A 14,408-nucleotide genomic window follows, 5' to 3' on the forward strand; every position below is an offset into this window, starting at 1 on the left:
TTCCATCTCTACTGCTTGTCCTGCGCCGCCTTCACATCACGGTAGTGCTGAAGATCCTGCCCATTCTTCTGCTCCGCGGCGTCACGGGCATTCTGCTGGCGCTCGAGTGTATTGCGCAGGCCTGCCACGACATTGCGCTGCTTGCTGATGCTGTCGCTCAAGAACTTGGGAAGCGGCTGCTTGGCGCGTTCCAGATCGCCGGCGCGCGTCAGTAGATCTGCCAGCGCCTTTTCCTGGCTATGCAGATTGACGCGCGTGGTGTTCATCTGCTGGTCGATGCTGCCCAGGTTCTGCTGCTGGGAAGTCTTGTAGGCATCTTCAGTCGGATAAGCGGCAAGCGTCTGCGAGTCCGCGCGGGTGCGCTCCTCCTCCGCTCGTCGCTGGGCGGCCTGTTCGTCAGCCAGCTTGTGGGCGGCGGCGCGCTCCTCTGGATTGAGCTGACGATCGACGTGCTGGATTACCAGGCCGCGATCACTGACCAGCTCATAGCCGTATTTCAGCGCATCGGACGACAGGCTGTCGCTGTAATGCGGCAGGCCGCTGGCATCTCGCCAGCGATAGCGGACGCCACCCTGGTTACTGTTCTGTGCCTGCGCCTGCAGGCCGGCTGCCAGCGCGAGCGTCGCGATGACAAAAACTGTTCTACGCATGGATTTCCCCCTTGTCGGCGGAAGTATAGCCGGCGTACGGCGACGACCAAGACCTTGCCACGCCGATGTGACCGCTGATGTGACTGACGTCGCCAACGTGCTCCACAAGGGTCAGCCGTTGACGCCGTAGCGCGCGCGATAGGACACCAGCCGCGCATGCTCCGTGGCCAGTTCCGGGCGCTCGCCCGCATAAGCCAGCACGTCGCCGAGGCTGGTGATGGCGACCACCGGAATGCCGAATTCGACGGTGACTTCCTGTGCCGCAGACAGCTCACCCTGGCCGCGCTCCTGGCGATCGAGCGCAATCAGCACGCCGGCCGGGGTGGCGCCGTGGGCGCGGATCAGCGCCAGCGATTCGCGCACGGCCGTACCCGCCGTCATCACATCGTCGACAATCAGCACGCGGCCCTTGAGCGGTGCGCCGACCAGCACGCCGCCCTCACCATGGTCCTTGGCTTCCTTGCGGTTATAGGCCCAGGGCAGGTCGCGGCCGTGCTGATCGGCCAGCGCGATGGCGGTGGCCGCAGCGAGTGCGATGCCCTTGTAGGCCGGGCCGAACAGCATGTCGACCTCGATGCTCGAGTTGACCACGGCCGCCGCGTATGCGCGGCCGAGCTGCGCCAGCGCGGCACCGGAATCGATCCGACCCATATTGAAGAAGTAGGGACTCTGGCGCCCCGACTTCAGCGTGAAATCGCCGAAGCGCAGCACCTCGCGCTGCAGGGTGAGGTCGATGAAGTCGCGCTGGTAATCGTGCACGGAAAGGCTCTCGATGGTTTGTCAGGCGGTGAGGGCGCGCACCAGCAGGTGCTGCGGCCCGGAACGGCCGCCATGGTACAGCTCGCCAGTGTCCACGAAGCCGGCGCGGTGATAAAGCGCCAGGCCGACGGTATTGCGGCTGTTCACGGTAAGCGCCAGGTCACGCGCCGTGGGGTGCCGTATGGCGAGGTCGCCGAATATCGCCGCGAGAGCGAGCCCGCCGAAGCCGCGGCCCTGCCACTGGCGGTCGATGAAGAATGCGCGCAAGCCCAGCGTAGGACGCACGAAATCACGCCCGGCAATGCAGCGCGCCTGTGTTTCGATGCGGTAATAGCCGATCGGCATGGCGCCGTGCAGGATAACCATCGGCTCGCTGCCGTCGCAGCTCTCGGCGTCGGCCAGCAAGTCCGCGATATGTCCTACGAAATCATGCTGTGTCTCATGAACGCTCAGGTGGAGCAGGGCCTGGCGAAGCGATGCCTCGACCGGCGCGACGCGGATATCGGGCTCGTTATGCATGGTTGGTATGATGGCGCATCACCAGGGAGCCCGCATGCGCATCATCAGTCTTAACGCCAATGGCATTCGTTCGGCCGCCAACAAAGGGGTGTTCGAGTGGTTGCGCAAGCAGAAGGCGGATGTGGTCTGCCTGCAGGAAACCAAGGCGCAGGAAGACCAGCTCAGCGATCCGATGTTCCGCCCCGACGGCCATCATTGCTTCTATCGCGATGCCTCCAGCAAGAAGGGCTATAGCGGCGTGGCGATCTACGCCAAGCGTGAGCCGGACAAGGTGCTGACCGAGCTAGGCTGGGACGAGTTCGATAACGAAGGCCGTTACATCGAGGCGCGTTTCGGAAACCTCTCGGTGGTGTCGCTGTACTTCCCCTCGGGTTCGTCCGGCGATGAGCGCCAGCAATTCAAGTTCAAGGCGATGGAGTGGATCACGCCGATCTTCGACCAGTGGCTGAAGAGCGGCCGCGAGTACATCATCTGCGGCGACTGGAACATCGTCCACACCAAGAACGACATCAAGAACTGGTCCTCCAACCAGAAGAACTCCGGTTGCCTGCCGGAGGAGCGCGCCTGGCTGGACCTGTTGTTCCAGCAACGCGGCTGGGTGGACAGCTTCCGCGCGATCAAGCCCGAGGCCGTGGAATACACCTGGTGGTCCAATCGTGGCCAGGCCCGCGCAAACAATGTGGGGTGGCGCATCGACTATCAGGTGGTCTCGCCGTCGCTGCGCGCGCGCCTGAAGCACTGCTCGATCTACCGTGACGAGCGCTTCTCCGACCACGCACCATTCACGGTCGACTATGCCGAATAAGCCCGTGCCGGCTGGCAAGCCGGCCAAGGTATCGGTGTGGCACGCGTTCACGCAGCCTGCCGCCTGGACCATGTTCCTGCTCGGTTTCTCCTCCGGCCTGCCATTTCTGCTGGTCGCCGGCACCTTGGCCTATTGGCTCAAGGAAAAGGGCATCGAGCTCAAAGACATCACCATGATTGCCAGCGCGGGCTTGACCTATGCGTTCAAGTTCCTGTGGGCGCCGCTGCTCGACCACTGGCGCCTGCCGGTCTTCTGTCGGCTGGGTCAGCGCCGTGGTTGGCTATTGCTCGCCCAGCTGGGCGTCGTGGTGGGCCTGGTCGGCATGGCCTTGCTAACGCCGACCCAGCTGGGGCCATTCGTTGCGGCGACGCTGGTGGTGGCCTTTTTCGGCGCCACCCAGGATATCGCCGTTGATGCCTACCGCATCGAGATCGCCCCCGTGGCCGCGCAAGGTGCGTTGGTGGCCACCTACGCCTTGGGTTACCGCATTGCTTTGATTGTCGCCGGCGCAGTGGCGCTGATCCTGGCCGACCATATGGTCTGGCAGAGGGTCTATCTGATCATGGCGGTCGCCATGATCGTGCCGATCGCCACCACCTTGTGGGCCGCGGAACCGCAAGTTACCCGCGTGAGACCCCACAGCTGGGGCGAGGCCATGCGCGAGAGCGTCATCGAGCCCTTCGCCGACTTCTTCCGCCGCTACGGCTGGCATCTGGCTGGCGTGACGCTGCTCTTCATCCTGCTGTTCAAGATCCCCGAACAGGCCACCATCGGCGGTGTGATGAGCCCGTTCTATCGCGACATGGGTTTCACCAAGACGCAGATCGGCACCATTACCAAGATCTACGGTATCTGGATCGGCATCCTTGGCGCGTTTGTCGGCGGCGCCGCCGTGGCGCGCTGGGGCGCCTGGCGCACGCTCGGGGTATCGATCGTGCTGGCTGGCATCAGCAACCTGCTTTATTTGTGGTTGATCGGTCATCCCGGCAACCTGCTGGTACTTACCCTGGTGATTTCCAGCGACAACTTCACCCTGGGCGTGCTGGGGCCACCCACGGTGGCCTTCCTGTCGTCGCTGGTCAATCGCCAGCACACCGCCACCCAATACGCCCTGCTCAGTTCGATGGTGAACCTGCCTGGCAAGCTCCTGGGCTTCTTCGCGGGCGGCATTGCGGAAGCCACCGGCTACGGCAGCTTTTTCATCCTTACCGTGGTGTCAGTGCTACCGGCTGGCCTGTTGTTTCTGTACCTGTGGCGCTGGTTCGGCCGGCAGGACCCGGCCGACGAGGGCAGCGCTGCGAGCTGAGGCGCGTGACAGAGCAATCAGCCAAGCGATCGATATTCCGCGGGGTTCTTCTGTGCCAAGATAATCCGCACAGGGGGCTTGTGACCGGGGAGAGAAGTCCGTGCCGGACCTCGTCATACGCCATATCGACAACTCCATGGCTGAGCGCATCAAGGCGCTGGCCAAGGAGCGACAGTGGTCGATCAATGACGTGGTGCTCTATGCACTGCGGCACGGCCTCGGCTTGGCCTCATCCAACCTTTTTGCCGAAACCATGCTCGACCCGGGCGACCTCACCACGCTGAGTGGCCAATGGGACGCCAAGGAGCGGGCCGCGTTCATGGAGGCCATGCAGGCGCTTTCGCGCACGCCGGCCACCCAGCTGGCACCCGGCAACCGCACGCTGGGCGATAGCGACTAGAGCGGAGCCGGGTAGACGGCGCCGAGCACGCGGGGACCGCGGGCTCCGGTGACGGCAGGCAGGTTGCCCGGCAAGCCCAGCAGCCGCTGCCGCGCCAACCAGGCAAACGCCGTCGCTTCCAGATAGTCCGGGTCGACCCCATGCTCGGCCGTACTCGCGAGCACGCGCGGAGCCAGCAGCTCGCCCAGTCGATGCATCAACACTTCGTTATGCACGCCGCCACCGCAGGCGAGCACATCGACCGCATCCGCGGCATGCCGCGAAATGGCCTCCGCCACACTGCGTGCAGACAGCTCAAGCAGGGTCGCCTGCACGTCGGCGGGTGGCAGCGAGAGCAAACGTGGATGCGTCTCGAGCCATGCCAGGTGGAAATGCTCGCGCCCGGTACTCTTCGGCGGTGGCAATGCGAAATACGGATCGGCCAGCAAACTGGCCAGCAGCGTCGCGTCGATGTGGCCGGAAGCGGCAAAGCTGCCGTTCGCGTCGAAGGGCACACCGAGGTGACGCAGGCACCAGCCATCCATCAGACCATTCGCCGGGCCGGTGTCGAAACCAAGGACGCTGCCGTCCGCGCCGAGCACGGTGATATTGGCGATGCCGCCTAGATTCAGCACGACGCGCGTGCGATCGGTCTGCGCCAGCAACATGGCGTGTACAGCGGGGAGCAGTGGTGCACCCTGGCCACCCGCAGCCACGTCGGCACGGCGAAAATCGGCTACCACATCGATACCACAGCGTTCGGCAATCACCGAGGGATCACCCACCTGCAGGGTGAACGGGTGTTCGCCGGAAGGTCGGTGGCGCAGGGTCTGGCCATGCGAGCCGATCGCACGAACGGCTGATCGAAGGCCTTCATGGCGCGCCAATAGTTGTGCGGCGGCATCCGCAAAGCACTGGCCGATGGCCACGTCGAGACGTCCGTAGGCATCGAGGTCGAGACGGGTTTCATCCTGCGCCACGGCAAGAATGCGCGTGCGCAGTGCATCCGGCCACGGATGCGTCAGCGCGTCCACCAATTGGGGCGTGTCGTTCTCGAAGCGCACCAGCGCGGCGTCAATGCCGTCGGCGCTGGTGCCCGAGATCAGGCCGAGGTAAAGCGCCGAAGCATCGTTCACGCGAAATGGTTACTCAGTCGTCGTTGCGCTTGTTGCCGCTGGCGCGGGCCAGCTTGATATTCGCGTCCAGGGTCTTCAAACGAGCCAGCTGCGGCTGCACCACCTGGGCCCTGAACTTTGCCAGCTGTGCGCCCGGCAATGGTTCAGGCTTGGGCAGCGTCACCTTCTGCGGATCGCGCTGCACGTTGTTGACGCGGAATTCGTAGTGCAAATGCGGGCCGGTGGCCAGACCCGTCATGCCGACATAGCCGATCACCGAACCCTGGCTCACGCGCTGGCCCACCTTCTCGTTGGCAAACTTGGACATGTGGCCATAGGCCGTGCTGATGCTGCCGTCGTGCTGGATGATCACGAAGTTGCCGTAACCGTTCATCCAACCCTTGAACTTGACCACACCATCGCCCGCGGCGTGGATCGGCGTACCGGTCGGCGCTGCATAGTCCACACCCTGGTGCGCGCGCATCAGGCCGAGAATCGGATGCATGCGTGCCGCGCTGAACTGCGAGGAGATGCGGGTGAAGTCCACCGGAATGCGCAGGAAGGATTTCTGGATCGGACGGCCGTCCTCGCTGAACCAGCCGTAGCTGCCATCGTCCTTCTTGAAGCGATAAGCCGTATAGCGGTCACCCTGGTTCACGAACTCGGCCGCCACGATCTCGCCTTCATGCAGATAGGCGCCATCGCGATACACGTCGTCGTAGATCACGGTGAAGCTGTCGCCCTCGCGCAGATCCTGCACAAAGTCGATGTCGTATTTGAACAGCTCAGCGAGCTTGAGCACCATCTGCGTGCTCATGCCGGCCTTGGAGCCAGCGGCGAACAGGGAGCTGTCGATGGTGCCGTGGGCGACGTGCTCGCGACGCTCCACTTCACGCGTCTGCGCCGTCACCGTCGCCTTGTCGCCGTCGAAGCGCATGACGGCGCGGCTGGCTTCATCTTTGTCGAAACGAATGCCCCTCAAGCTGCCATCGCTACCCAGCAGGAAATCGAACTCCTGACCCGGGCGGATGTTGTGCAAGGCCTTGGTGTCGCCGGCTTGCTCGACCACATGCTGCAAATCGGTAAGGCTCAGGCCCTGGCCCTGAAAGATATCGGACAGCGTCTGGCCCGGCTGCACCTGCACGATGTGCCAATCCTCAACGGTAGGCACTTGCGCGGTTTCGGGTGCGGCGCGCGGTAGTGCGAGCGGCAGCATGGCATGCGCCGTGGACACCGTGTCCGGGCGCATCGCGCTGGCCCACGCCGGAATGATGAAGCCGGATAGCGCGGTGATCAGCAGCGCCGTGCCAGCAAGCATCCAGCGTTCGCGATGCCAGCGGATCGGTTCCGCATCGCCATGACAACCGAACGACCAGTGCGCACAGCGTTCATAAAAGTGAGAGTGACGACGCTGCGCCTTGCGGCGCATAGCCTGTTTGCGCGCAGCGCGCGCGATCCCTTTACTCTCACCCATGCCCGGTGTTCCCCGAGGTACAAATTTCTAGTTGGGCCGTACCATAGCGGTCATGTGTAAAGGGCGTCAACGCCTTTTCCATCAATGGTTTGCGCGATCTTCGGGGTTAACGCACAATTAACGGTATCGAGGGGGCAGCTATGCTCTCGCAGCTGTCCAGACAACCCGTGGATCGAGGAATACATGAACGAGCTTGAGCAGGCGCTAGCCACCATCGCGCGCGGCGCCGACGAAATTATCAAGCAGGAAGAGCTGGTCGAGCGCTTGAAGCTCGGGCGCCCGCTGCGCATCAAGGCCGGCTTCGATCCGACCGCGCCGGACCTGCATCTGGGCCACACCGTGCTGCTCAACAAGATGCGCCAGTTCCAGGATCTGGGGCATGAGGTGATTTTCCTGATTGGCGATTTCACCGGCATGATCGGTGACCCCACGGGCAAGAACATCACGCGCAAGCCGCTGACTCGCGACGACGTGCTCGCCAATGCCCGGACCTATGCCGAGCAGGTCTTCAAGGTGCTCGACAGGGAGCGCACCGAGCTGCGCTTCAATTCCGAGTGGTTCGGCCAGATGACGGCCGCCGACATGATCAAGCTCGCTGCGCAGCACACGGTAGCGCGCATGCTCGAGCGCGACGATTTCGCCAAGCGCTATGCCGGGCAGCAGCCGATCGCCATCCACGAGTTCCTGTACCCCTTGGTGCAGGGTTACGACTCCGTCGCGCTCCAGTGCGACGTCGAGCTGGGTGGCACCGACCAGAAGTTCAACCTGCTGATGGGCCGTGCCCTGCAGGAGCACCATGGGCAGCCGGCCCAGATCGTGCTGACCATGCCGCTGCTGGAAGGCCTGGATGGCGTCAACAAGATGTCCAAGTCCTTGGGCAACTACATAGGTATCAACGAGCCCGCCATCGACATGGTCACCAAGACCATGAAGATCGGTGACGAGTTGATGTGGCGCTGGTTCGAGCTGCTCAGCTTCGAGACCTCGCTGGACGACCTCGCACGTATGAAGCAAGACATCGCGAGGGGCGCGCTCCATCCGCGTGACGCCAAGCTGCGCCTGGCGCGCGAACTGACCACGCGTTTCCATGATGCTGCTGCCGCGGAGCAGGCGATTGCTGGCTGGCATGCGGTCGTCACCGGCGAAGGCGATACGAGTCTGTTGCCGCTCACCGAAATTGCCGTGCCTGCGGAAGGCCTGCGTTTGCCTGCACTACTTACTGCGGCAGGACTCACGGCAAGCAACTCCGAAGCGAATCGCAAGCTCAAGGAACGCGCCGTGCGCATTGACTCAGAAGTCGTCGAAGACGCGCAACGCGTGTTTCCTGCCGGATTCGAAGCGGTTTTGCAGGTCGGTAAGCGAAATTTCGCACGCGTGTTGTTGACGTCTGCGTGAGTCGATCGCGACGACGCCAGCTCGTCGCGATGCATTCGCGAACAGAGTTTCGCGTGAGAACAACGTCTTACGCGAAACGCGAAAAATAATTTGAAAAATTGCTTGTCAAAGGTGGGGGGTCTACCTATTATTCGCCTCCCGCCGCTGGCAACGTCTTCCACGGCAACAACGACAGCAAAAAGTTCCACGCTGAAGGTGTTGACGGACCGGAAAAACGATGTAAGATGAGCGGCTCACTCGGAACGAAATGTTCCAACGCGACATCGGCAACGAGTCGCAAGTGATTGAGATCTTTGACAGTGTGCGCAGGTGACTTGTGTGGACGCCTTGCAGTGGACGGAATGACTGTCCAAAGTAATGCAAGGGTCCAACATAAAGTCAGCAATGACGTTTTACGTTGGGACAATCCCTTCAGAAAGATAGATGATCTTCGGATCATCGAAAACTTAAGTGAAGAGTTTGATCCTGGCTCAGATTGAACGCTGGCGGCATGCCTAACACATGCAAGTCGAACGGCAGCACAGCAGTAGCAATACTGTGGGTGGCGAGTGGCGGACGGGTGAGTAATGCATCGGGATCTACCTAAACGTGGGGGATAACGTAGGGAAACTTACGCTAATACCGCATACGTCCTACGGGAGAAAGCGGGGGATCGCAAGACCTCGCGCGGTTAGACGAACCGATGTTCGATTAGCTAGTTGGTAGGGTAATGGCCTACCAAGGCGACGATCGATAGCTGGTCTGAGAGGATGATCAGCCACACTGGAACTGAGACACGGTCCAGACTCCTACGGGAGGCAGCAGTGGGGAATATTGGACAATGGGCGCAAGCCTGATCCAGCAATGCCGCGTGTGTGAAGAAGGCCTTCGGGTTGTAAAGCACTTTTATCAGGAGCGAAACGCTGTCGATTAATACTCGGCGGAACTGACGGTACCTGAGGAATAAGCACCGGCTAACTTCGTGCCAGCAGCCGCGGTAATACGAAGGGTGCAAGCGTTAATCGGAATTACTGGGCGTAAAGCGTGCGTAGGCGGTGAGTTAAGTCTGTCGTGAAATCCCCGGGCTCAACCTGGGAATGGCGATGGATACTGGCTCGCTAGAGTGTGATAGAGGATGGTGGAATTCCCGGTGTAGCGGTGAAATGCGTAGAGATCGGGAGGAACATCAGTGGCGAAGGCGGCCATCTGGATCAACACTGACGCTGAGGCACGAAAGCGTGGGGAGCAAACAGGATTAGATACCCTGGTAGTCCACGCCCTAAACGATGCGAACTGGATGTTGGTCTCAACTCGGAGATCAGTGTCGAAGCTAACGCGTTAAGTTCGCCGCCTGGGGAGTACGGTCGCAAGACTGAAACTCAAAGGAATTGACGGGGGCCCGCACAAGCGGTGGAGTATGTGGTTTAATTCGATGCAACGCGAAGAACCTTACCTGGCCTTGACATGTCTGGAATCCTGCAGAGATGCGGGAGTGCCTTCGGGAATCAGAACACAGGTGCTGCATGGCTGTCGTCAGCTCGTGTCGTGAGATGTTGGGTTAAGTCCCGCAACGAGCGCAACCCTTGTCCTTAGTTGCCAGCACGTAATGGTGGGAACTCTAAGGAGACTGCCGGTGACAAACCGGAGGAAGGTGGGGATGACGTCAAGTCATCATGGCCCTTACGGCCAGGGCTACACACGTACTACAATGGTCGGTACAGAGGGTTGCAATACCGCGAGGTGGAGCCAATCCCAGAAAGCCGATCCCAGTCCGGATCGAAGTCTGCAACTCGACTTCGTGAAGTCGGAATCGCTAGTAATCGCGGATCAGCTATGCCGCGGTGAATACGTTCCCGGGCCTTGTACACACCGCCCGTCACACCATGGGAGTGAGTTGCTCCAGAAGCCGTTAGTCTAACCGCAAGGGGGACGACGACCACGGAGTGGTTCATGACTGGGGTGAAGTCGTAACAAGGTAGCCGTATCGGAAGGTGCGGCTGGATCACCTCCTTTAGAGATAGGCAGCTTTCGCTGCTGCAAGACGTCCACACAAGACACCTGCCCTTAATTTCACGCAAAGCGTTTGCTTCACGCGGCTTCCGTGCCGCGAAAAGCAAAACCAGCCTTCCCTGGCTGGACTTTTCAATGAAACCCACGCGCTGATGCTGGTCATTGGCTGCGTTATTTTCGTTGGAGAGGTACAAAGGTTCCCGGGTCTGTAGCTCAGGTGGTTAGAGCGCACCCCTGATAAGGGTGAGGCCGGTGGTTCGAGTCCTCCCAGACCCACCACCAAATCACTTGGGGCCATAGCTCAGCTGGGAGAGCACCTGCTTTGCAAGCAGGGGGTCGTCAGTTCGATCCTGACTGGCTCCACCATTTGGTGACCGGACGTGAAAGGTAAGGCAGCGCACACATAAAGATTTAGAAACGAGGCGGCATTGTGGCCGTTCTTGTGTTCTTTGAAAAACTGTAAACGAGTGACAAGCGTCTTGGTTCGAAACCGAATCGAGATGTGTCGAAGAGGCAATTAAGCGAATCGTTGTTTGGCATGAGTTGGCATCCCCTCGTAAGGGATGTGCAATCCGGCCCCGAGGCGACTTGGGGTTATATGGTCAAGCGACTAAGCGTATACGGTGGATGCCTTGGCAGTCAGAGGCGATGAAGGACGTGGCAGCCTGCGAAAAGTGTCGGGGAGCTGGCAACAAGCTTTGATCCGGCAATGTCCGAATGGGGAAACCCACTCCGCAAGGAGTACTGCATGGTGAATACATAGCCATGCAGGGCGAACCCGGGGAACTGAAATATCTAAGTACCCGGAGGAAAAGAAATCAACCGAGATTCCGTCAGTAGCGACGAGCGAACGCGGACTAGCCCAAAAGTTTCTAGTGTTTTAGCCGAACGGTTTGGAAAGGCCGGCCATAGCGGGTGATAGCCCCGTAGGCGAAAGGGCATTAGAGATGAAATTGAGTAAGGCGGGGCACGAGAAACCCTGTCTGAACATGGGGGGACCATCCTCCAAGGCTAAATACTCCTGACTGACCGATAGCGAACTAGTACCGTGAGGGAAAGGCGAAAAGAACCCCGGAGAGGGGAGTGAAATAGACCCTGAAACCGTATACGTACAAGCAGTGGAAGCCCGCAAGGGTGACTGCGTACCTTTTGTATAATGGGTCAGCGACTTACTGTCAGTGGCAAGCTTAACCGTATAGGGGAGGCGAAGGGAAACCGAGTCTGAATAGGGCGCATAGTCTCTGGCAGTAGACCCGAAACCGAGTGATCTATCCATGGCCAGGTTGAAGGTGCGGTAACACGCACTGGAGGACCGAACCCACATCTGTTGCAATAGATGGGGATGAGCTGTGGATAGGAGTGAAAGGCTAATCAAACTCGGAGATAGCTGGTTCTCCTCGAAAGCTATTTAGGTAGCGCCTCGTATGAATCTTCCTGGGGGTAGAGCACTGTTATGGCTAGCGGGCCATCGCGGCTTAGTAAACCATGGCAAACTCCGAATACCAGGACAGAATGTACGGGAGACACACGGCGGGTGCTAACGTCCGTCGTGAAAAGGGAAACAACCCAGACCCGCAGCTAAGGTCCCCAAGTTATCGCTAAGTGGAAAACGATGTGGAAAGGCATAGACAGCCAGGAGGTTGGCTTAGAAGCAGCCACCCTTTAAAGAAAGCGTAATAGCTCACTGGTCGAGTCGGTCTGCGCGGAAGATTTAACGGGGCTAAGCGATACACCGAAGCTCGGGGTGCACATTTAGGTGTGCGCGGTAGAGGAGCGTTCCGTAAGCCTGTGAAGGTGGATTGAGAAGTCTGCTGGAGGTATCGGAAGTGCGAATGCTGACATGAGTAACGTTAATGGGGGTGAAAAGCCCCCACGCCGAAAGCCCAAGGTTTCCTCGCGCAACGTTAATCGGCGCAGGGTGAGTCGGCCCCTAAGGCGAGGCAGAAATGCGTAGTCGATGGGAAGCAGGTTAATATTCCTGCACTTGTCTGTAGTGCGATGTGGGGACGGAGAAGGTTAGGTCTACCGGGCGTTGGTTGTCCCGGGGAAAGGCGGTAGGCATGAGGGTTAGGCAAATCCGGCCCTCTTTATGCCGAGCACCGAGACGAGCCCTTTTGGGCGAAGTGACTGATACCACGCTTCCAGGAAAAGCCACTAAGCTTCAGCTACAGAGAAACCGTACCGTAAACCGACACTGGTAGGCAGGGTGAGAATCCCAAGGCGCTTGAGAGAACTCGGGTGAAGGAACTAGGCAAAATGGCACCGTAACTTCGGGAGAAGGTGCGCCCTTTTTGGTGGCTACATGCGTAGCTGAGCTGAGAAGGGTCGCAGTAACCTGGCCGCTGCGACTGTTTATCAAAAACACAGCACTCTGCAAACACGAAAGTGGACGTATAGGGTGTGACGCCTGCCCGGTGCTGGAAGGTTAATTGATGGGGTCAGCCGCAAGGCGAAGCTCTTGATCGAAGCCCCAGTAAACGGCGGCCGTAACTATAACGGTCCTAAGGTAGCGAAATTCCTTGTCGGGTAAGTTCCGACCTGCACGAATGGCGTAACGACAGCGGCGCTGTCTCCACCCGAGACTCAGTGAAATTGAAATCGCTGTGAAGATGCAGCGTTCCCGCGGCAAGACGGAAAGACCCCGTGAACCTTTACTATAGCTTTACACTGAACGTTGAGTTCTTCTGTGTAGGATAGGTGGGAGGCTATGAAACCGAGACGCTAGTTTCGGTGGAGCCATCCTTGAAATACCACCCTGAAGTGCTTGACGTTCTAACCTAGGTCCGTAATCCGGATCAGGGACCGTGTATGGTGGGTAGTTTGACTGGGGCGGTCTCCTCCCAAAGAGTAACGGAGGAGCACGAAGGTACGCTCAGCGCGGTCGGACATCGCGCACTGTGTGCAAAGGCATAAGCGTGCTTGACTGCGAGATCGACGGATCAAGCAGGTACGAAAGTAGGTCTTAGTGATCCGGTGGTTCTGTATGGAAGGGCCATCGCTCAACGGATAAAAGGTACTCCGGGGATAACAGGCTGATACCGCCCAAGAGTTCATATCGACGGCGGTGTTTGGCACCTCGATGTCGGCTCATCACATCCTGGGGCTGTAGCCGGTCCCAAGGGTATGGCTGTTCGCCATTTAAAGTGGTACGCGAGCTGGGTTCAGAACGTCGTGAGACAGTTCGGTCCCTATCTGTCGTGGGCGTTGGAGATTTGAGGGGGGCTGCTCCTAGTACGAGAGGACCGGAGTGGACGTTCCGCTGGTGTTCGGGTTGTCATGCCCATGGCATTGCCCGGTAGCTACGAACGGAAGTGATAACCGCTGAAAGCATCTAAGCGGGAAGCACGCCCCAAGATGAGATCTCCCGAGACTTCGAGTCTCCTTAAGGCACCATCAAGACTAGGTGGTTGATAGGCGCGGTGTGGAAGTGCAGCAATGCATTGAGCTTACGCGTACTAATGAGCCGTGCGGCTTGACCATATAACCCCAAGACGCTTCGCTAGAGATAATTCCTCGCGATACATCTAAATCCGATTTCACCTCGACGCTTGTCACTCGTTTACATCCTTATTCCACGTGAGATCCGTCTCACGGAAGAGCAAAAATCGGCCATCCATGGCCGAACTCTTCAAAGTTTGAAGCGGGCGCTGTTTAAGCGCTGCTTTAACCCTTTCCCTGGCGGCTATAGCGCTGTGGTCCCACCCGATCCCATCCCGAACTCGGAAGTGAAACGCAGCTGCGCCGATGGTAGTGTGGCATTGCCCATGCAAGAGTAGGTCACCGCCAGGGGCTTTATCCTCAAACGCCTTCCCATTTGGGAAGGCGTTTGTCTTTATCCCGAACCCTCGTCGCTCACGCGGCGGGGGTTTGTTTTTTTGGCGATTCAAAAACATCGGGCCTCGCGACGACGCCCAGACACACCTCACCGTCATCCCAGCGAACGCTGGAGGCGCTTTACAACAGCGAAGCTGGTCATCCAGCGCCTTCGGCGTGCGCGCACGCCGTTCGATCTCCTGT

At 59.6% G+C, this 14,408-nt stretch carries 9 protein-coding genes, 2 tRNA genes and 3 rRNA genes; 9 read left to right on the forward strand and 5 right to left on the reverse strand.

The window, feature by feature from the left end; all coding sequences use genetic code 11:
- Window positions 1-8: 8 nt before the first annotated feature.
- The 3 genes from ACT01B_RS00595 to ACT01B_RS00605 form a co-directional block, all read right to left on the reverse strand.
- On the reverse strand, window positions 9-650 hold the full coding sequence (locus ACT01B_RS00595) for a DUF4124 domain-containing protein (protein WP_445145473.1): 642 nt from the start codon (window positions 648-650) through the stop codon (window positions 9-11).
- 111 nt (window positions 651-761) lie between these two features.
- Window positions 762-1,409: an orotate phosphoribosyltransferase gene (gene pyrE / locus ACT01B_RS00600; RefSeq protein ID WP_445145474.1), complete on the reverse strand. Its 648-nt coding sequence runs from the start codon at window positions 1,407-1,409 to the stop codon at window positions 762-764.
- 21 nt (window positions 1,410-1,430) lie between these two features.
- Window positions 1,431-1,928 carry a GNAT family N-acetyltransferase gene (locus tag ACT01B_RS00605; RefSeq protein ID WP_445145475.1) on the reverse strand — a complete coding sequence of 166 codons (498 nt, stop codon included), beginning with the start codon at window positions 1,926-1,928 and terminating at the stop codon, window positions 1,431-1,433.
- A gap of 34 nt (window positions 1,929-1,962) precedes the next feature.
- Here ACT01B_RS00605 and ACT01B_RS00610 point away from each other — a divergent pair, with 34 nt between their 5' ends.
- The 3 genes from ACT01B_RS00610 to ACT01B_RS00620 all read left to right on the forward strand — a co-directional run bounded on the left by ACT01B_RS00610 (window position 1,963) and on the right by ACT01B_RS00620 (window position 4,439).
- Window positions 1,963-2,733, forward strand: coding sequence for an exodeoxyribonuclease III (locus tag ACT01B_RS00610; protein WP_445145476.1), 771 nt, complete (start codon window positions 1,963-1,965; stop codon window positions 2,731-2,733).
- Window positions 2,723-4,039 (forward strand): AmpG family muropeptide MFS transporter, encoded by a 1,317-nt coding sequence (locus tag ACT01B_RS00615; protein ID WP_445145477.1) that lies wholly within the window; start codon window positions 2,723-2,725, stop codon window positions 4,037-4,039. The genes ACT01B_RS00610 and ACT01B_RS00615 overlap by 11 nt, the downstream gene beginning before the upstream one ends.
- 100 nt (window positions 4,040-4,139) lie before the next feature.
- Window positions 4,140-4,439: a hypothetical protein gene (locus ACT01B_RS00620; protein ID WP_266184124.1), complete on the forward strand. Its 300-nt coding sequence runs from the start codon at window positions 4,140-4,142 to the stop codon at window positions 4,437-4,439.
- Here the strand turns inward: ACT01B_RS00620 and ACT01B_RS00625 are convergent.
- Window positions 4,436-5,554: an anhydro-N-acetylmuramic acid kinase gene (locus tag ACT01B_RS00625; protein ID WP_445145478.1), complete on the reverse strand. Its 1,119-nt coding sequence runs from the start codon at window positions 5,552-5,554 to the stop codon at window positions 4,436-4,438. The genes ACT01B_RS00620 and ACT01B_RS00625 overlap by 4 nt on opposite strands.
- 13 nt (window positions 5,555-5,567) lie before the next feature.
- A complete protein-coding gene (locus ACT01B_RS00630; protein ID WP_445145479.1) occupies window positions 5,568-7,007 on the reverse strand; it encodes an OapA family protein in 1,440 nt (479 codons plus the stop codon).
- Between the two features lie 183 nt (window positions 7,008-7,190).
- On the opposite strand from ACT01B_RS00630, the gene tyrS reads away from it, so the two are divergent.
- From tyrS to rrf, 6 genes are all read left to right on the forward strand, one after another.
- Complete coding sequence (gene tyrS, locus ACT01B_RS00635) at window positions 7,191-8,402, forward strand: tyrosine--tRNA ligase (RefSeq protein WP_445145480.1); 1,212 nt, start codon at window positions 7,191-7,193, stop codon at window positions 8,400-8,402.
- A 447-nt stretch (window positions 8,403-8,849) separates the two neighbouring features.
- Window positions 8,850-10,394 (forward strand): 16S ribosomal RNA (locus tag ACT01B_RS00640).
- A 199-nt stretch (window positions 10,395-10,593) separates the two neighbouring features.
- Window positions 10,594-10,670 (forward strand) — tRNA-Ile (locus ACT01B_RS00645).
- An 11-nt stretch (window positions 10,671-10,681) separates the two neighbouring features.
- A tRNA-Ala gene (locus ACT01B_RS00650) sits at window positions 10,682-10,757 on the forward strand.
- A gap of 234 nt (window positions 10,758-10,991) precedes the next feature.
- A 23S ribosomal RNA gene (locus ACT01B_RS00655) occupies window positions 10,992-13,871 on the forward strand.
- A 194-nt stretch (window positions 13,872-14,065) separates the two neighbouring features.
- A 5S ribosomal RNA gene (rrf, locus tag ACT01B_RS00660) occupies window positions 14,066-14,180 on the forward strand.
- The 16S, 23S and 5S rRNA genes sit together here with 2 tRNA genes alongside, the layout of an rRNA operon.
- Window positions 14,181-14,408 lie beyond the last annotated feature (228 nt).

This window comes from Dyella sp. Tek66A03, from assembly GCF_052567735.1.